The sequence below is a fragment of the Mammaliicoccus lentus genome (assembly GCF_947036595.1).
GTDB classification, from domain to species: domain Bacteria; phylum Bacillota; class Bacilli; order Staphylococcales; family Staphylococcaceae; genus Mammaliicoccus; species Mammaliicoccus lentus.
On record NZ_OX344834.1, the window covers coordinates 93662 to 113334 of the forward strand.

The 19673-nt window shown below is 32.6% G+C and carries 20 protein-coding genes; 11 read left to right on the forward strand and 9 right to left on the reverse strand.

What is annotated here, in order from left to right; translation table 11 throughout:
• The first annotated feature begins 51 nt into the window (after positions 1 to 51).
• Together ACNMOQ_RS00405 and ACNMOQ_RS00410 are read left to right on the forward strand one after the other, a co-directional pair.
• A complete protein-coding gene (locus ACNMOQ_RS00405) occupies positions 52 to 1248 on the forward strand; it encodes an MFS transporter (RefSeq protein WP_416350058.1) in 1197 nt (398 codons plus the stop codon).
• Positions 1249 to 1349: 101 nt separating this feature from the next.
• Positions 1350 to 1853 (forward strand): DUF805 domain-containing protein, encoded by a 504-nt coding sequence (locus ACNMOQ_RS00410; RefSeq protein ID WP_017000441.1) that lies wholly within the window; start codon positions 1350 to 1352, stop codon positions 1851 to 1853.
• Between the two features lie 87 nt (positions 1854 to 1940).
• Here the strand turns inward: ACNMOQ_RS00410 and ACNMOQ_RS00415 are convergent, their stop codons facing one another.
• Positions 1941 to 2801: a LysR family transcriptional regulator gene (locus tag ACNMOQ_RS00415; protein WP_167751590.1), complete on the reverse strand. Its 861-nt coding sequence runs from the start codon at positions 2799 to 2801 to the stop codon at positions 1941 to 1943.
• 132 nt (positions 2802 to 2933) lie between these two features.
• On the opposite strand from ACNMOQ_RS00415, the gene ACNMOQ_RS00420 reads away from it, so the two are divergent.
• The 9 genes from ACNMOQ_RS00420 (at position 2934) to ACNMOQ_RS00460 (ending at position 13360) form a co-directional block, all read left to right on the forward strand.
• Positions 2934 to 4070: a PrpF domain-containing protein gene (locus tag ACNMOQ_RS00420; protein WP_416350059.1), complete on the forward strand. Its 1137-nt coding sequence runs from the start codon at positions 2934 to 2936 to the stop codon at positions 4068 to 4070.
• A complete protein-coding gene (locus ACNMOQ_RS00425) occupies positions 4067 to 5059 on the forward strand; it encodes a Bug family tripartite tricarboxylate transporter substrate binding protein (RefSeq protein ID WP_216683481.1) in 993 nt (330 codons plus the stop codon). The genes ACNMOQ_RS00420 and ACNMOQ_RS00425 overlap by 4 nt, the downstream gene beginning before the upstream one ends.
• Before the next feature lie 12 nt (positions 5060 to 5071).
• Positions 5072 to 5557 (forward strand): tripartite tricarboxylate transporter TctB family protein, encoded by a 486-nt coding sequence (locus ACNMOQ_RS00430; protein WP_416350060.1) that lies wholly within the window; start codon positions 5072 to 5074, stop codon positions 5555 to 5557.
• 15 nt (positions 5558 to 5572) lie between these two features.
• A complete protein-coding gene (locus ACNMOQ_RS00435; RefSeq protein WP_416350061.1) occupies positions 5573 to 7051 on the forward strand; it encodes a tripartite tricarboxylate transporter permease in 1479 nt (492 codons plus the stop codon).
• A 240-nt stretch (positions 7052 to 7291) separates the two neighbouring features.
• Positions 7292 to 8275 (forward strand): LacI family DNA-binding transcriptional regulator, encoded by a 984-nt coding sequence (locus tag ACNMOQ_RS00440; protein ID WP_416350062.1) that lies wholly within the window; start codon positions 7292 to 7294, stop codon positions 8273 to 8275.
• A gap of 135 nt (positions 8276 to 8410) precedes the next feature.
• Positions 8411 to 9691: a histidinol dehydrogenase gene (gene hisD, locus ACNMOQ_RS00445; RefSeq protein WP_416350063.1), complete on the forward strand. Its 1281-nt coding sequence runs from the start codon at positions 8411 to 8413 to the stop codon at positions 9689 to 9691.
• Between the two features lie 31 nt (positions 9692 to 9722).
• Complete coding sequence (locus ACNMOQ_RS00450) at positions 9723 to 11036, forward strand: GntP family permease (protein WP_416350064.1); 1314 nt, start codon at positions 9723 to 9725, stop codon at positions 11034 to 11036.
• 216 nt (positions 11037 to 11252) lie between these two features.
• A complete protein-coding gene (locus tag ACNMOQ_RS00455; RefSeq protein ID WP_416350065.1) occupies positions 11253 to 11819 on the forward strand; it encodes a DUF488 domain-containing protein in 567 nt (188 codons plus the stop codon).
• A gap of 122 nt (positions 11820 to 11941) precedes the next feature.
• Positions 11942 to 13360 carry a sodium:solute symporter family protein gene (locus tag ACNMOQ_RS00460; protein ID WP_320420900.1) on the forward strand — a complete coding sequence of 473 codons (1419 nt, stop codon included), beginning with the start codon at positions 11942 to 11944 and terminating at the stop codon, positions 13358 to 13360.
• 65 nt (positions 13361 to 13425) lie between these two features.
• On the opposite strand, the gene ACNMOQ_RS00465 is transcribed toward ACNMOQ_RS00460, so the two are convergent.
• The 8 genes from ACNMOQ_RS00465 to ACNMOQ_RS00500 form a co-directional block, all read right to left on the reverse strand.
• A complete protein-coding gene (locus ACNMOQ_RS00465) occupies positions 13426 to 14034 on the reverse strand; it encodes a methyltransferase domain-containing protein (protein ID WP_416350066.1) in 609 nt (202 codons plus the stop codon).
• A gap of 170 nt (positions 14035 to 14204) precedes the next feature.
• On the reverse strand, positions 14205 to 15047 hold the full coding sequence (locus ACNMOQ_RS00470) for an urease accessory protein UreD (protein WP_147640516.1): 843 nt from the start codon (positions 15045 to 15047) through the stop codon (positions 14205 to 14207).
• Positions 15047 to 15661, reverse strand: a complete 615-nt coding sequence (gene ureG, locus ACNMOQ_RS00475) for an urease accessory protein UreG (protein ID WP_017000436.1) — start codon at positions 15659 to 15661, stop codon at positions 15047 to 15049. The genes ACNMOQ_RS00470 and ureG overlap by 1 nt, the downstream gene beginning before the upstream one ends.
• Before the next feature lie 11 nt (positions 15662 to 15672).
• Positions 15673 to 16362, reverse strand: coding sequence for an urease accessory protein UreF (locus ACNMOQ_RS00480; RefSeq protein ID WP_147640515.1), 690 nt, complete (start codon positions 16360 to 16362; stop codon positions 15673 to 15675).
• Positions 16355 to 16807 carry an urease accessory protein UreE gene (ureE, locus tag ACNMOQ_RS00485; RefSeq protein ID WP_017000434.1) on the reverse strand — a complete coding sequence of 151 codons (453 nt, stop codon included), beginning with the start codon at positions 16805 to 16807 and terminating at the stop codon, positions 16355 to 16357. Before ureE ends, ACNMOQ_RS00480 begins: the two co-directional genes overlap by 8 nt.
• An 11-nt stretch (positions 16808 to 16818) precedes the next feature.
• Positions 16819 to 18534, reverse strand: a complete 1716-nt coding sequence (ureC, locus tag ACNMOQ_RS00490; protein WP_017000433.1) for an urease subunit alpha — start codon at positions 18532 to 18534, stop codon at positions 16819 to 16821.
• Complete coding sequence (locus ACNMOQ_RS00495; RefSeq protein WP_017000432.1) at positions 18531 to 18944, reverse strand: urease subunit beta; 414 nt, start codon at positions 18942 to 18944, stop codon at positions 18531 to 18533. Before ACNMOQ_RS00495 ends, ureC begins: the two co-directional genes overlap by 4 nt.
• A gap of 13 nt (positions 18945 to 18957) precedes the next feature.
• A complete protein-coding gene (locus ACNMOQ_RS00500) occupies positions 18958 to 19260 on the reverse strand; it encodes an urease subunit gamma (protein WP_017000431.1) in 303 nt (100 codons plus the stop codon).
• Positions 19261 to 19673: the final 413 nt, after the last annotated feature.

Here is a 19673-nt window from a genome sequence, read left to right on the forward strand (position 1 = left end):
AACTAAAAATTGAGGTCATAAAGGTATTATTAAAAAGAAGGAGAATAGCTAATGCAGTATAATTTAAGTTTTTATTCACTTTTAATAACACAACTTTCTACTAATTTAGCTTTTTCTTTCTACACTATGGCACTTACTTATTATGTATATAATCTAACTAATTCAGTGTTTTACTCAAGTTTAATAACGTTTATAAGCGTTGGCTCCAAAATCCTTTCAGGCTTGAGTATTTCTATTATTACTGAAAGAATTAAAGTGAAAAGTTTATTGATATTTAATACTATATTTCAAATATTAAGTATAATATTACTACTAATATTTATAAAAAATAGTGCTAACCTTATCATAATTTATGCCCTTATTATGTTTTTATCTTTTGTAAATGGTATTTTCACACCTTTGAAATCAAGAATATTGAAGGAAAATCTAGATAAAGAAAATATGGCAAAAGGTTTATCAATAATTACAAGTTTAGATCAAATATTATTGTTTTCTGGGTGGATATTAGGTGCTTGGATTATTTCGATGCTTGGTAACAATAATCTCCTAGTATTATCTTTAGTATTGCTTTCATTAGCATTTATAGCTGTTATTAATATAAAAATAGAAAATAAAAAAGAAGAAATAAATAGTAAAAACCCTATTAGAACGATTATGAGTAGTTTTTCTTTATTGAACAGGAAGCCTTTGATACGTAATTTGATTGTGATAGAATGTTTAGAAGTTTTAATAGGCTCTATTTGGATAGGGTCAGTTACATTAAAATTTGTTCAGGAACACTTAGGCCAAGATGTTACTTGGTGGGGGTACATTAACGCTAATTATTACCTTGGCACTATATTTGGAGCATTTGTTGTAATGAAATATAGCAAATTATTTAATCATCAACCAATTAAAAAGATAGTAATATTTATGATGCTATACGGCATTTTGTTAATTCTATATTCGGTGAATGTTATAGATATTATAGCGTTATTTTTGGTCTTATTAGTGGGTCCAGTTTTACAAATTAAAGATATAATTCAAGAAACCTTCATTATTAATAACATTGATGAAAAAGATATGATTAAAATAACAGGTTTGAAAAATTCACTTGTCCAGGTTTCGTTTTTATTTTCTATCTTAATAGTAGGGTATATAACAGATCATATTGAAATACAATATATTTATACTATATCGGGGATAATTACATGTATAATAGCGGTTGTTTTTTCTAAGTTCAGTAAAATAAAAAAATTACATATATAAAATAAAAATCTATTATTCTTAATATGAATAATTTTAAATTCATTTGCTATATAAGGTTATACTTTTGTATACTATTACTATCAAATGGTAGGAGGAAACTCATGAATAATTCACAAAATCAAGTTATAGAAAGTTACAAAGATTTTTGGGTACGTTTTTTAGACATAAACGGAAGATCTAATCGTCCAGACTTTTGGCATCCTTTTTGGATCAACTTTGTAATAACTTCTCTCTTAGGAATGGTTTCAGCTGGGTTTCTAAGCGGACTTTTCGGATTGGCAGTCATAATACCTTCATTCACTGTTATGACAAGACGTTTACATGATTCAAATCGTACAATGGTTCTTGCAATCGTTTCTCATATTAGTGGCCTTATCGCTTTGGCTGCGACTGTAACGTTTGTTGTAGCTATCCTTGCAGCTGCAGGGGCTGGAAGTACTGGTATGCTTGGTGCGTCGTTGATGGCTGGTGCATTCGGTACAGTTGTAGCTGGAGTAGTGACGTTATATACATTGTATGTGTTAGTTAAGCCTGGTGATAAAACGGCTAATAATTATGGTTCTGGCGGTAGTTGTGATATTGCTCCAGAAGTTCAAACTCAATAATTAAACTTCAGTGTTTATAAGGGAGCGGAATAACGAAATCTTATTATACAAATTAGATTTCTGTTCCACTCTCTTATTTTTTCTTGTTTAAAATTCCCAATTTGATATAAATTCGTAGAATGCTTTTACGACTTTGTTATTGAGTTGTTCTTTTTTTAGAATTAAAGAAGTTTTTCTTGTTAATAAATCACCTTCGCTATTGATACACGGAGTCTTATATAGTTCTTGATCCCCTTCTAATAATATATTGGGTAAGATAGCAAATCCTAAACCTTTTGATACGAATTCTTTACAAGTTTCCATGTTATCTACTTTTATTGGAATTTTAGGCGGTTCAATATAATTTGCAATCCACCATTCATCGATTAATTTTTTTAATAAAGAGTCGGTATTATAATAAATTCTTGGTAAATCTGGTAAGTCTTCTAATTCTATTTTTTCACTTGAAACGACATATAATTTTTCATGCATAAGTGGTAACTCTATTGATGAAAAATTATAATCACCTCTTAAAATTCCCACTTGTGAACTATCATTATGTACAGAATGAAAAACTTCTTCACTCCAACCAGTATTTACATCAAATTTTACTAAAGGATATTTTTTGCTGAATTCTGATAGAATACTAGGCAACTTATACCTCGTGAAAATGACTGATGAACTTAGGCGAAGTACACCTTGTACTTCTTCGCTTTGGTTAAGAATATCGCCTTTAATTTTTTGTTCTTGTTTCATCATATCTTGTGAATAATTGACTAACATTTCTCCTTCTGCGGTAAATATAACGCCTTTTTTATTTCTATGAATAATTTTTGTTCCAAATTCTTCTTCTAATTTGTTTAACCTATACGTAACAGCAGGTTGAGAGATTCTCAGGAACTTACTCGTCTTAGTTATATTTTTAAATTTAAATAAGTTAGTTAATATTTCCCAATCGGTACTATTCACTATTAAAACTCCTTTCATAAAAATATTTTATGGTTATTCATAAAAAAGCGATATTTTATTTATTTATAACTGATGAATATACTATAACTAAGTTGTTTGAATATTTCAATAATTGAGAAAGGGGATTAATTTATGGACAGAAGCAATGTAAGAATCCCTTGTGTTTTGATGCGTGGGGGGACAAGTAAAGGTCTTATTATTAAAGATATGGACTTGCCAAAAGATACTAATTTGAGAGATGAAGCAATTTTAAAAATTTACGGAAGCTCAAAAAATGGTCAAATTGATGGTATTGGAGGCGGTACTTCTTTAACGAGTAAATTAGGAATTGTGGGCATAAGTGAAAATTACGATTATGATATATATTATACTTTTGGCCAAGTTAGTATATATGAGAATAATATAGACTTTAATGTTACTTGTGGAAATATGGCTTCAGCAGTTGGTTTATACGCTGTGCAAGAAGGATTGGTAACAGTTAAAGAACCGTACACTAAAGTAAGAATATTAAATACAAATACTAATAAAATAATGGAAGTTGAAGTACCGGTATCGCAAAATACCCCTATTACTGGAGGTGATTATCAAATTGATGGTGTTTCTCAAAATGGCGCTAAAATAAATGTTAGCTTCTTAGATCCTGATGGCGCATTTACTGGAAAGCTATTTCCTTCCGGTAATTTAATAGACACTATGTATACTCAGAGTGGTAAAACGTTTAATGTCAGTATATTAGACACTGGAAATATTGTTGCTTTTGTACATGCATCAGCATTTAATTTAATAGGACCAGAAGGAGAAGATGTTATTAATAATGAGGAAATATTAAATGAAATAGAAGAACTAAGAATAGCTGTTGGTATTAAGTTAGGTATATTTAAAACTGAACAAAGTGTTAATCCACAAGTGGATGCTTTACCTAAAATAGCATTAGTTGCAAATCCTGAAAATGACAGTGTTGATATTATAGGAAGATATATTTCAATGGGTAAATTGCATAAAGCTTTTGCAGTAAGTGGTTCTATAGCATTGGCAGCAGCCTGTAAAATTCCTAATACCATTCCTAATTTATTAGTTAATGAACCTAAAAATAATATGGTCGTCATTGGACACCCTAGTGGCACTATTCCTGTAGAAATTTTTATTGATAAAAATGAAAGCGATTACAGTGTTGTGAAAGGAAGTATTGGTCGTACTGCTAGGCGAATTATGGAAGGTTATGCACTTGTTCCTACATCAATAATTGAGAAGGATGGTGAAAGAATATGAAGAAAAATATAGTAATCATGACGCTATTATCAGTTGTTCTAATATTAAATGGTTGTTCATCAAAAACAGCTAAAAGTGAGTCAGAATATAGCTCTTTTCCAGAACATTCAATTGATGTAATTATACCGTTTGGTGAAGGTAGCGCTAGTGATACATTCGGTAGAAAGTTCTCTCAAATCATTACGAAAGAATCTAAAAATAATTATCAACCTGTAAATAAAGATGGGAGTGGTGGACTTTCAGGTATGTTACACGCGTATAAACAAGATAATGACGGTTATACAATTATGGAAGTAACACCTTCTCATATTATTGGAGATGTCCTTGAAAAAGGAAAGGATATTAAATTTTTAGATGACTTTGAACCACTTGCTCAAATTCAAAGTGATGTTTATGTGCTATCAGTTTCTAACAATAGTGACATAAAAAATTATGAAGACTTAATTGAAAAGGGCAAAAAAGAAAAAATTACGTTTGGGGGTATTAGTCCTGCTGGATTGGACGATTTTGCGATAAATGATTTTGCGAAAAAAGCAGGAATAAAAACGCAATTTATACCTTATCCTTCAGGTTCAGAAGTTAAAGCAGCCGCTCTAGGAGGAGAAGTAGACGTTTACGTAGATAAAGTAGTGAATGTTGTGGATTATGTTAAAGCTAAGCGTGTTAAACCTCTAGTAGTATTTGGAGATGAACGTATTAGTGAATTAGACGAACTAAAGGATACACCATCTACGAAAGAAAAAGGAATTGAGTCAACAATTGGTTCTTGGAGAGGATTCGTAGTGAAAAAAGACACACCACCAGAAGTGAAAGAAAAATTGACTAAACAATTAAAAATGGCATATGACACAAAAGAGTATAAAAAATTCGCACATGATAACTTCGTAGACATTGGAGAAGGTTATTTAGAAGACGATGAATTTGAAAAGAAAATGAACAGAGAACGTAAGAAGTTCGAAAAAGTAGCTCAAGATCTAGATATGAAATAAGGGGGAACAAATATGGGCAGCATTATATTTAGTGTGGTGGTACTTATAATATCTATTTTTTTATTAATAATTTCAATGAATATAGAAGACTTAAGAGGAATAGATGTAATTGGGTCGGGAAGTATTCCAACATTCATTTTAAGTTTCATCATATTGTTAATACTCATATCACTTATTAGCGAAGTTACGGAATATTTTAAAACAAATAAAACATTAGAAAACAATAAAATAAACAAAAAAACGATGTTAAGTTTAATTGCATTAACAGTTTTACTAATTGTGTTTATAGCAGTGTTGACCACTTTAGGCTTTGTCGTATCATGCTTGTTAATTTTACCTTTAATTTTAATTACTTTAGGAGAGCGAAACAAAATTAAAGTTCTTTTATTAACGATATGTGTTCCTATAGTTTTCTCCTTACTATTTGGATTAGTTTTAAATATTCCGTTACCAAGAGGCGTTAGTATTTTCCACGAAATAAGTAGAATATTTTATTAAAATGAGGTGAAAATAATGAATGCAGAACTATTAAAAGAAGGATTTTTAAGCGTTTTAGATCCATTAACTTTGCTGCTAATTGTAGCGGGATTAGTAATTGGTGTATTCCTTGGAGCTTTACCCGGAATAGGTTCCTCTATGGCCATCGTATTAGCATTACCTTTTACTTACTTCTTAGATGTCGTACCTGCTATAGCTTTATTAGTTACAATTTATGTAGGTTCAACTTATGGGGGTTCAATAACAGCTATATTATTTAATACACCAGGAACACCAGAATCAGTTGCGACCACTTTTGATGGTTATCCGTTAGCTCAAAAAGGACAAGCTGGTAAAGCGCTTGGTTTAGCAATTAGTTCGTCAGCATTTGGGGGAATATTCGCAGTATTAGTCATGCTATTTCTATCACCATGGCTTTCTCAATTCGCTTTGAAAATGCATTCCTCAGAATACTTTGCGTTAGCATTTTTAGGAATGGCAGTTATTTCTTCAATTGGTTCTAAAAACACGATAAAAGCTATCATATCAGGATTGATGGGGATATTTATTTCTACAATAGGCGTCGATCCGATTACGGCAACAGATAGATTTACTTTTAATTCTATTGAGTTAATGAATGGAATCAGCTATATACCGATTATGATTGGTGCATTTGCATTAAGTGAAGTTTTTACGCAAATTGTAGGTAATCAAGATGGGGACAACGGTGCAAGTTCCAAAATTAAAGTAGGTGCCTATAAATTAAGAGAATTTCTTTCATATAAATGGGTAGCTTTAAAATCTTCTATTATTGGAACTGTGATTGGTATTTTGCCTGGAACAGGTGGTTCAATTGCCTCATTTGTAAGTTATGGTGTAGCGATGCGTACGAGTAAAAATCAAGAAGAATTTGGCAAAGGAAGTGAAGAAGGATTAGTAGCACCAGAATCATCAAATAATGCTGCAGCTGGCGGTGCAATGATACCAACACTCATATTAGGTATTCCAGGGAGCCCAACAACAGCAGTGATTCTAGCAGCACTTATACTACATGGATTACAACCAGGACCTCAACTATTGACCGATCAACCAATACTATTATATTCAGTATTTTTCGCCATGTTTATTGCAAGTGTTTTAACATTTGTAGTTGGTAGATTTGGCATTCAAGTATTTGAATTGTTATTGAAATTACCCTATTCAATAATTGCTACTTTTATCATTCTACTTTCATTACTTGGAGCCTTCGCAGTAGATAACAATATATTTAATGTATGGATTATGTTGATATTTGGTGTTGTTGGATATTTAATGAAAATATTCGATTTTTCAGTACCTTCATTAATTCTTGGTATTGTATTAGGACCATTAATGGAAGAATCATTTAGAAGACATTTACTTTTAAATAACGGAAATTATATGTCATTCTTCCATTCACCGATCACTGTTATAATATTAAGCCTCTCTCTATTAGCAATATTATTACCATTAGTATTTAATAAGAAAACAAGTTAATTATGATAAATAATAGTAAAGTCAAAACAGGTTAACTACCTATTTGGTTTTACTATTATTTTTTCAACTCTTAAAAGAATTAATTTCTAATTATTAAAAATCCAAGCTAAAATATTTCTATAATTATACATATTTATAGAAATAAAAACATAATTTCAATGCTATATTTCTATATCTCTATATTTATAATATCCTAGTCATGTATAATAAAAGGAAATAAGACCTATGGAGGGATTTTTAATGAGTAGGCAAAGAGTATCTGCATCTCAAGTGGCAAAATTAGCTAATGTATCACAGTCAACTGTTTCAAGAGTCTTTACACCAGGAGCTAGCGTCTCGGAAAAAGCGAGAAAACGAGTTATGAAAGTAGCTAATGAGTTGAATTATAAGCCTAATGCATTAGCTAGAGGCTTAATTATGAATAAGACTAATCTGGTTGGTATAGCTATGAAAACTATACAGAACCCTTTTTATCATGAAACTTTGGCTATATTTACAAAAAAATTAAAAGAAATAGGTTATTCCGTCCTTTTTGTAAATTCAGAAAATGAAGAAATACAACAAGATGAAATCAACCAATTTTTAGAATATAATGTGGAAGCTATTATTGTAACAGATGCTATATTATCATCAGGTCTCGTAGATAAATTATCGAAAGCTCAAATACCAGTTTTTTTATTTAATAGAAGAGATGAAACTTCTAATTGTTATTCCGTTACATGTGACAACGTGAATGCAGCTCATAGTATTGCTGAATATTTTTATCAAAAAGGACATAAACATAATGTATTTCTTTCTGGTTTATCCAATACATCAACCAATAAAGAACGTTTGAAAGGTTTTAAGTCATATTTTGAACAAAGAAATATGGAAATTGATATTATTCAAGGTAATTATACATATGAAAAAGCATATTATCGTACGTATGAATATTTAAAATCAGGAAAAAAGATAGACGCTTTATTTGGTGCAAATGATATAACAGCATTAGGTGCATTAGATGCCATTAAGGCGTATGGATTAACTGTGCCTGAAGATGTGGAAATTATAGGCTTTGATAATATAAAAATGGCTTCATGGCCAAACAATAATCTGTCAACTTGGTCACAGCCAATAGAAGAAATGGTAGATGGAATATTAAATATACTTATAAATCCTGATCAAGTTGAGGAAAGAGAACAGTATGTTAAAGGAAAATTATTAAAAAGAAAGACAACAATGTAAACTTGACAAATGTAAGCGTTTCCTCTATTCTAGAAAATAATATTAATTGCATACGTATTCATACTTTCGATTTTATGTTGAAAGTATTATTTTATATCCTTAAATGAATACGTATGCAAAAGGAGGAAAAAGAATATGAAATATCTTAAAAAAGGAATGTCAGAAGAAAATTTAAAAGAAAGTGATGAAAAAACAAAGGAAATTGTTTCAAATACTTTGAAAGAAATAGAAGAGAAAGGTGATAAAGCTGTAAGAAATTTATCAATTAAGTTTGATAAATGGAATCCAGAATCTTTTAAATTGTCCTCTAAACAAATAGAAGATATTGTATCCTCAATCCCACAACAAGTTAAAGATGATATTGAATTTGCACAAAATAATATTAAAAAATTTGCTGAAGCACAAAGGGATTCAATGAAAGATATTAATGTTGAAGTGATGCCAGGTGTATTTCTAGGTCATAAAAATATTCCAGTAGATAGTGTTGGCTGTTATATACCTGGTGGACGTTATCCTATGATTGCGTCAGCACATATGAGTATTTTAACAGCTAAAGTAGCGGGTGTAGAAAGAGTTATTGCTTGTACACCTCCTATTAACGGAGAGGTTCCAAAAGCCACTGTGTATGCAATGCATAAAGCCGGAGCTGATGAAATATATATTTTAGGTGGAATCCAAGCAATGGGTAGTATGGCAATAGGTACAGAAAGTATCGAATCGGTAGATATGATTGTTGGTCCAGGTAATGCATTCGTGGCTGAAACTAAAAGACAAGTATTTGGTCGAGTAGGTATTGATTTATTAGCAGGTCCAACTGAGACATTAGTTATTGCTGATGAAACAAGTGAACCAGAAATGATAGCAACAGATATTTTAGGGCAAGGGGAACATGGTCCTACATCGCCAGGTGCAATTATTTCTACTTCAGAAACAATTGCTAAAGAAGCTATGGAAGAAATTGAAAGACAACTTCAAATCTTGCCAACAGCTGATGTTGCAAGAGAATCTTGGAACAATTACGGGCAAGTTATTATTGTTGAAAATGAAGAGGAAGCTGTAGAAGAGGCAGATAAATTAGCATTTGAACATGTCGAAGTTTTAACTAAAAATCCTAATTATTTCTTAGAAAATATGAAGAATTATGGCGCCTTATTCTTAGGACCTGAAACAAATGTTGCTTATGGAGATAAAGTTATTGGCACAAATCACACCTTGCCGACGAAAAAAGCAGCAAAATATACTGGTGGATTATGGGTTGGTAAATTCTTGAAAACTGTAACATATCAACATATTGAGTCTCCTGAACAAAGTGCGATGATTGGTGAGTATGCAGCAAGGTTATGCCAGCTTGAGAATTTTGCAGGCCATGCTGAACAAGCATTATTACGTGTGAGAAAATACGGAAAAAATAATTAATAATTAATGCTTAATCAAAGGGGGCATTGGTATGTTAGGGATTATAGGATTAGTTGGAGGACTTGCGCTATTAACAATACTAGTAATGCGTGGTATGAATTTATTAATCGTAGCTCCAATTTCAGCGTTATTTGTAGCTTTATTAAATGGTATACCTGTATTTTCACAATTTGCTGGTAAAGGAGAAACTGATTTTATTACAGGATATATGGATGGATTTTCAGGCTTTATAACTTCATGGTACTTAATGTTTTTAACAGGTGCTATTTTTGGGAAAGTTATGGAAGATAGTGGTGCTGCAGAAAGTGTATCGCATTGGATTATTAGTAAAATTGGTATGAAACGAGCAGTATTAGCAATCGTACTAGCATGTGGTGTATTGACGTATGGCGGAGTAAGTTTGTTTGTTGTAGCTTTTGCTGTTTATCCCATGGCAGTTAGTTTGTTTAAAGAATCAAATTATCCAAGAAGGTTTATTCCTGCCGCTTTAGCATTAGGTTCAACAACATTCACAATGACATCAGCTGGTTCTCCTGAAATTCAAAATTGGATTCCTATACCTTACTTACATACAAGTCCTTATGCTGGTTGGGGAGTTAGTTTAATAACAGCATTGTTTATGCTAATTGTAGGATATTTATGGTTGATGCATATGATTAAAAAAGCTAAGAGAAAAGGTGAAGTATTTGTTGAAAGAGAAAACGATCAATTTGAAAAGAGAGGTCGTTTACCAAATCCATTTATAAGTATGATACCTTTACTAGTAGTATTAGTTGTTTCATTTATACTACATAGTAAATTAGAACAATCTGCACTTATCATATCTTTATCAAGTGGGATTATCGCAACATGGTTATTAAATCATAGTTACTTTAAAGACTTTTGGAAAGCAGTTGGAAAAGGGACAGAGGGCGCTTTAATAGCGTTAGGGAATACTTCTGCTGTTGTAGGATTTGGAAGCGTGGCTAAAATCACCCCGGCATTTGACGATGCTATTAAATTTGTTACCCATTTAGATGGCTCACCTTTAATTACGGGTGCAATCGCAGTTATGGTTATAGCTGGATTAACAGGTTCATCATCAGGTGGTCAGACAATTGCATTACCTATATTAGCCCCTCATTATATAGATATGGGCGTAGATACAGACGCATTACACAGAACGGTGGCTTTATCTTCAGGTACTCTCGACTCACTACCACATGGTGGTTATGCAGTTACAACAATTAGATCAATTTCTGGAGAAACACATAAAGATGCATATCCAGCATTTGGTGCTATGACTGTGCTTATTCCAATAGCAGCAGTTGTCATTGCAATTATTCTATTTTCAATGGGACTATAAACGTGATACATCGACAGAGTATTTATTTAAAAATTGTCTTTCATTAAAGATTAAAACATTTAATGAAAGACTTTTTTATTTCTTGAAATTTACTTCTTCACTTTCTTTATATTTAGTAGCTACTGTTAAAATGATACAATGTATAAAATGTAACTACACTTGGAACTAAGATGTTTCACATGAAAAAGATCTGTAAATATGGAGGTGATGAAATTTATGTGTGTATATACTATAGGTCATTTTGATTATGAGTTAGATACTTTTCTAAAGATGTTGAAAAAGGCTCATATCACAATGATTGTTGATGTTCGTGCATTTCCTAATAGCAAAAGACATCCGCAATACAATCAAGGGTCATTTAAGAAATGGCTGAAAAATCATGATATAAATTACCATTATATAGATTTATTAGGTGGAAGACGAAAACCATCTCAAGAAGTAGGGGAAACTTTAAATGAAGGTTGGAAAAACCAATCATTTCATAATTATGCAGACTACACATTAACAGACGATTTCAAAACAGGTATTAAATCATTAATTAATGATACTAAAAATGATACTGTAGCAATTTTATGTGCAGAACAACATCCTTCAAGATGTCATCGTTTAATTATAAGCAATTGGTTAGTGGCACATGATACAGAAGTTAAACATATTATATTGAACGATAAAGAAGGAATAAAAATAGTGCCACATAAACTCGGACAATGGGGTGCAATGCCAATTATAGAAGATGATGGCGAGGTTGTTTATCCGGAAGAAACAGGGGGTTATTCAAAGTAAACTCAATACTATAAAAAGGTGCTTTCATAATTCTTACTTAAGTGATAAGATTTCAATTGAGTTAAAAATAACAATAAGCTTAATTTATTGTGAAAACATCATATTTACGAGGTGGTATTGTAGTGTTTAATAACAATGAACAATTTGTTCTAGGTTTTATAATCATAATTTATTTTGTGTTTTTACTAATCATGTCTTTATACATAAAGCGAAATATAAAAACATACGATGACTATAATATGGCGAGTAGAACTGTATCAGTCATCCCATTGATTTTAACATTTGTTGGTACAGGTGTAGGTGGTGCTACATTGCTAGGGTATATGGAAAATGGATATACGTTAGGTATGGGCCAGCAATGGATACATATTACGATGATAAGTGCCGTCATCATTCTTGCATTATTCTTCTTAAAGCGTATTAGATTATTAGGTGAAAAATATAACATGGTAACGATAGGTGATTACACTGCGCTTCGATATGGTGAATCTGCACGTATTCCTACTGTTATCAGTTTCTTATTTGCTTATTGTGCGATGACAGGTATGCAATTTGTCGCTATTGCTTCTATTTTAAATTTAACATTAGGATTAAATATGACAGTTGGTATCATTCTAGGTTGGGTCTTGCTGACAATCAAAACTTATCTCGGTGGTTTGAAAGCTGTCATTTGGCAAGATGTTATTCAAGGTACGATACTTACGGTTGGTATTATCGTGTTGTTCTTTGTGGTTATATATTATTCAGGTGGTTGGAGCGAAGTTCAAGCTAACGCTATTAACCAGAATCAAAATGATATGTTAGATTTTCTTAATATTACACCAAATGAAATTTTAATTTATCTTTTAACATTAGCTTTTTATCAGTTTATTAGACAAGATGTTTGGCAACGTATTTGGGCAGCTAAGAATTTAAAAACTGCGAGAAATGGTTACTGGATTTCAATGATTATTGCGGTGATATTAGGCGCAATGACAGTTTTAATCGGTGTATACAGTAAATTTGGTTTGAATCTCGATATAACCGAGACACCATTAGTTTATTATCATGTGATTCAAGAAGTCTTCCCGTTTCCTTTAGTAGTCGTTATGATTATGGTGTTACTAGCAGCTGTTATATCTAGTGCAGATTCGTTCTTCATTGCAGGTGCTTCATCTATTGCTAACGACATTATTAAACCAAATGTCAAAATCTCTAGTCAAAAGAAAATGTTGCTATATAGTAAGGTATCTGTGTTAATAGTTTCTGTTATTTCTTTGATATTATCACTTATGATTCCTGGGTTAGTAAACCTTATGGTAACAGGTACTGCGATGTCAGTATCAGGTTTATTAGCGCCAGTTGTTTTCGGTTTATTCTGGCAAAGACCTACAAAAATTGCTGGGAATATTTCGATGTGGAGTGGACTTGGGTCAGCCGTTATTTGGCAAATACTTGGTCATCCGTTTGGGATTCATCCAATTTTAGTTGGATTACCACTTTCAATTATTATGTTATTGGTTGTTACATTTTTAAGTAAGAAAGATGAAGCAATAATTTAATTATATGATTAAAGCAAAACATTATAAAAAAGAATCTGGACGTTTATCCAGATTCTTTTTTTATATTATATTTTCTCTAGATGCCCTTGAATAATAGAGCCTGTGCCTGTATGTTTAGAACCTTCATTGCGGTCAATTTCACTTTTTTCTAATTTATGAATTTTTACAGGTAGGTGGCCTAAGTAGTTTTTGATTTCATCAATATCATATAGCATTGATTCATCTTTTGGGCCACCAGTATCATAAGCTAATTGTTCAGTTGAATAGAACTCAAAGTAACTATGGCCACCTGTAACTAACGGTTGAATAAGATTATTAAACATTCCTTGCTTACCTTCATTAGGTACGTGTCCAAAAATGTTAATACTATAATTAAAAGATGCTTGGGGAATTAAATCAGATTGTGTGATATCACCATATATTGCTTCTATATCTACATTAGATTCTTCTGCTAATTTATATTGTTTGTTAATACCGACTTGTGACATATCATAAGTTGTCACATCATAACCTAACTTAGCAAGGTAGATTGCATTACGGCCTTCACCTTCAGCTAGGAGAACGACTTTTTCTTGTTTAGTACTTGGCATTTGAAATATATTTTGAACAAATGCGTTAGCTTCTTTACCATAAATATAATCATTTGAATCAAATTTATCATCCCAATGATTCATTTTAAAACCACCTTTTCCCAGGAAATAATATACGTGCACTATAGGAAGCTAATTTTTACTGTAACATATGAACTATAAAATCCCCGAAGTATACACTCGGTAAATCATCATTTATTAATTAGAAAAGCACCAATCCATTGTTAATTCACGGATTGGTGCTTTAAATTCGATTAATATTTTCTTAAGAAATCGACATCTCTATCGAAAATTTGATTAACAACATACTTTTGTACTGCATTTAAAATGCGTTCGATTACTTGAGTTTTATTCGATAATATACGAATACTAAAGCCATGTGTTGGTATTTGAGTAATACCGAAGCGGCAGTCATATTCTTGTTGGAAGTGTTTGATTTGTTCGTATACATCATCAATGAAGTGTTGATTTACTTCGGGATTGATGAAATAGCATGAACCTAGATGTGTATAGTTTTCCATATATCCTAATCCATCTACTTTATTTTTAGACGGATCTAACAACATATTATCGAACGTTACGAGTTCATCATCAACATAAATTTCATTTAATAAGTGCATGTAAGTGTAAGTGAAGTCTTTATCTTCTTTTGAATAACCTGGCGTCAAAATATCTGTATAAAATAATGACGCATTAGCGCTCAAGTTGAATTTATTATGTTGGAAGAACTTAGAGTTTTCAAACGCAATAATTGGATCGCCTACGTATTCTATATAACCATTATCTTTAACTGTAAAGTTCTGATATTGTTCGACATGATCGTTTAAAGTTTTGTAGATTTTTGTTGCGCCTTGTGACGTTAAAATAACGCTAGCATCTTTTTCTACAGTAAAATCCATCTTATAGCGGTCACCATCTAAATAACCGCCACCCACATTCACAATATAGAAAGTAGGGATATTCGAACCATTTAAGTAGACTGGTCGTATGACTTTTAAAGCTTTTTCAAAAAAGATGTCACGCGCGACTGATTTTTCACCGCTTTTAAAAACGGTTAAATCTAATTGACCAGTCCATTTTTGTTTTGAATCAGGCATTAAGCTAAACCTTTAAGTAAGACATCTTTGTCTATCCATTCAAGAACTTTATCTAGGCCTTCATCAGTTTTCAGGTTAGTAAATACGAATGGACGATCGCCACGGAATGTTTTTGTATCTTCTGCCATGCGGTCTAAAGATGCACCAACATATGGAGCTAAATCTGTTTTGTTGATAACAAAGAAGTCTGATTTAATCATGCCTTGTCCACCTTTACGAGGGATTTTTTCCCCTTGAGCAACGTCGATAATGTAAATTGAAAAATCAACAAGCTCTGGACTGAAAGTTGCAGCTAGATTGTCTCCGCCTGATTCGATGAAAAGAAGTTCAATGTCATCGTGACGTTCTTTTAATTCATCGATTGCAGCAAAGTTCATAGATGCGTCTTCACGAATCGCTGTATGTGGACAACCACCAGTTTCAACACCGATAATACGGTCTGCAGGTAATACACCTGAGTTAACTAAGATTTTTTCGTCTTCTTTTGTATAAATATCATTGGTAATAACACCAATGCTCATGTCTTTTGCCAATTGTTTTACTATTTTTTCAATAAGTTGCGTTTTCCCTGCACCAACAGGGCCGCCGATACCTATTTTAACTGTCTCTGTCATATAATACCCTCCTAAGATATGAAAATTCTTACATTTACATTTTCATGTTCCATCTGGTTAATTTCTAAACCAGGTGCAGTGATACCTAATTGCGACTCATCTAGTGTCATAATATGATTTCTAGTATCTTTCATGAAAGGAATCATACCATGGACAATTCTTTGACCGGCAGTTTGTCCTAAAGGAATTGCACGTACTGCGTTTTGTGTTAAACTCGATACGTTTTGATATAGGTAATAATCTATTATCGTTTCTATATCGACACCTAAATGGTGACCGAGCATAGTAAAGCCAATTGCTGGATGCAATTTTGCTTTTTTATTTTTATTTTGAGTTTGGTACCACTTAATCCATTCACTATCATATAGTTCAGCTGCAAGCTTGACCATGCGATTGCCCATTTGTTTTGAGCCAACTCTTGTTTCTTTAGGCAGAGTTTGAACGAAAAGCACTTTATCTAAGTATAAAATCTTTTCAGTATCATTTTCGTTAAGCGCCTCATAAACAAGACGCATCGTTAAGCCGTCAGCATAAGTTAATTGTTCATTTAAAAACAACACAAGCCATTGTTTAAACGTTTCTTCATCGTGAACCGTGTCACGCTGTATATACGTTTCAAGTCCAAATGAGTGGCTGAACGCACCAGTTGGAAATTGTGAATCACAAAATTGAAACAGGCGTAAATGTGCATGATCAATCATGTGAATGTCCTATATGTCTGAATGCTTGATTGACTTTACGGTCTTCATGACTATAAGGAATACCTAAGTCTTTAAGTAAAGCCTCTACTAAATAGTCATATTGAACAAGCATTTCATTCTCTGTAAATTGTGCAGGTAAATGTCTATTACCTAGTTGATGCGCAATATCGCCCATTTCTTGTAACGTACGTGGCTTGATTACTAATAAATCTTCTGAATTTACATCTACGATAATCATGTTTGTATCGTCTTGATATAAAATATCTCCGTACTGTAAATCAATTGGTTGTTTCAAGCGAATACCAATTTCATTACCATGATCTGTAGTTACGCGTTGAATACGTTTAACTAAATCAGAATTTTCAAGGTAAACTTTTTCAACATGTTTGTTTCTTTCAGCTTCTGAAAGATTTGCGATATTACCTTTAATTTCTTCGATGATCATACTTTATCCTCCTAGAATAAGAAGTAACGTTGTGTTAATGGTAATTCAGTAGCTGGTTCGCTTGTTATTTTTTCACCATCAACAAATACTTCATAAGTTTGCGGATCTACATCTAATTTAGGTGTAGCGCTATTATTTTTCATATCTGCTTTAGTTAGATTTCTAATATTTTTAACTGGTCTTAATTTACGTTTTAAGCCCAATGTTCTACCGATGTCGTTTTCATAAGCGATTGAAGAAACGAAAGTGATTGATGTACTTTGCAAGTTACCGCCTAATTGAGCATACATATTACGGTATTTAAGTGGTTCAGATGTTGGAATAGATCCATTAGCATCACCGTTAATTGCAGTACTAATCATACCACCTTTAATCACGACATCTGGTTTAACACCGAAGAATGCAGGTTCCCACATAATGATATCTGCAAGTTTACCTTCATCGATTGAACCAACGTATTCAGAAAGACCATGTGTGATTGCTGGGTTAATTGTATATTTAGCAATATAACGTTTAATACGGTTATTATCGTTATATTCGCTATCTCCTTCTAGAGGACCGCGTTGTTCTTTCATGCGGTGAGCAACTTGCCATGTACGAGAAACAACTTCGCCGACACGACCCATTGCTTGAGAGTCGGAACTTACCATACTGAATACACCCAAGTCATGTAAAACGTCTTCTGCTGCAATTGTTTCTTTACGAATACGAGAGTCAGCAAAAGCAATGTCTTCTGGGATAGCAGCATTAAGGTGATGAGTAATCATAACCATGTCTAAATGCTCGTCTATTGTGTTATGTGTATATGGTAATGTTGGGTTTGTAGATGATGGTAAGATGTTTGAGAATGCAGCTGATTTGATTAAGTCAGGCGCGTGACCACCACCAGCACCTTCAGTGTGATACATGTGTAGTACTCGATCTTTAACTGCATCCATTGTTTCTTCCATAAAGCCAGCTTCATTTAATGTATCTGCGTGTAACGCAACTTGAACATCATATTCATCTGCTACACGTAAAGAATGATCTAAAGCTGAAGGTGTTGCACCCCAGTCTTCATGGACTTTAAGACCGATTACACCAGCATGTATTTGTTCAACTAATGCTGTATGATTTACTGCTTGACCTTTACCAGTGAACCCAACGTTTAAAGGAATAGATTCTGCTGCTTCAAGCATGCGGTGAATATACCAAGGTCCAGCAGTTACAGTTGTCGCTTTTGAACCTTCAGAAGGACCAGCACCTCCACCGATTAATGTAGTAGTACCACTTTCTAGTGCTACGTGAGACTGCTCGGGGTTTACGAAGTGAACGTGTGTATCAATTGCACCAGCAGTTATAATTTTACCTTCTGCTGCAATAACATCCGTTGATGCACCGATAATAATATCGACATTATCCATAATGTCAGGGTTACCGGCTTTTCCAATTTTCATAATATAACCGTTTTTAATCCCCACGTCTCCTTTGATTACTTTGTCATAATCAAGGATAAGGGCGTTTGTAATAACTAAATCGGCTACTTTCTTGTCATCTCTTGTTACATTTGGGTTTTGAGCCATACCATCTCTGATTGACTTACCTCCACCAAATGAAGCTTCATCGCCATAAGCGGCATAATCTTTTTCAACTCTTGCGAATAAATTTGTATCACCGAGTCTTACTGAATCACCGACAGTTGGACCATAAAGACTCGTATATTGAGATTGCGTCATTTTAAAACTCATCTGTTATACCCACTTTCTTTATTAGCATTTTCTTCTGGTAATTCAGAAGCGTCGATAATTTGTGTGTCTTCTGTATCGTGTTTTGGTTTGAATACACGAGATTCGTCTATAGGTCCATTGACTTTGCCATGGAAGCCATAAATTTGACGTTTACCACGATATTCTACTAATTGTATTTCTTTTTCATCTCCTGGTTCAAAACGAACGGCAGCACCTGCAGGAATATCTAAACGTTTCCCATATGATAATTTACGATCGAAGTCTAATGCAGGGTTTGCTTCATAAAAATGATAATGAGAACCAACTTGCACAGGACGATCCCCTGTATTTTTAACCGTAATTATTGTGGCATCTAAGCCTTTGTTAACATCAATTTCTGTACGTTTAACAATAATTTCTCCTGGTTTCATCATGAATCCTCCTTTAAACGATTGGATGATGTACTGTAATCAATTTAGTACCGTCCGGGAAGGTTGCTTCAATTTCTAAGTCTTTTATCATGTCAGCAACACCTTCCATCACATCATCTTCACTTAATATTTGTCTTCCGTAGCTCATTAATTCTGCAACGGATTTTCCGTCTCTTGCGCCTTCTAGCAATTCGAAACTAATAATTGCTACTGCTTCAGGATAATTTAATTTTAATCCTCTTTTTTGGCGTTTACGTGCTAAATCGGCGGCAATGACTAGCATTAATTTATCTTGCTCACGTTGTGTAAAATGCACGATTTTCACTACCTTTCCACATAATAATTGTCAGTCTAACACATAAGTGCTATTACAACTCAATAATAAAGGTAAAGGTGCATAACTACAAGAGTTACACATTGGAAACAATAAAAATTTAGAAGAAATTTACTTTTTAAATAATTATATGCTTTAAATTCTAGATTCTTTAATTTATCATTACTTATATTGGGGATATAAAGGTTTAAATACATAAAGAAGTCATTTCAGATTTATAAATGAAAAGATAAATTTTTAAAGTTAAAATAGTCATTATATTACTTTCTCTTCGGTGTTTTGTGGAGTGTTCTGATTGAAAAATATGTCTAAGAACTTTAATATTAATAAGAATATTTATCACTAAAAGTATGAGAGAATGGAAAATGATTAATAACGTATTAAGGAATAGATTA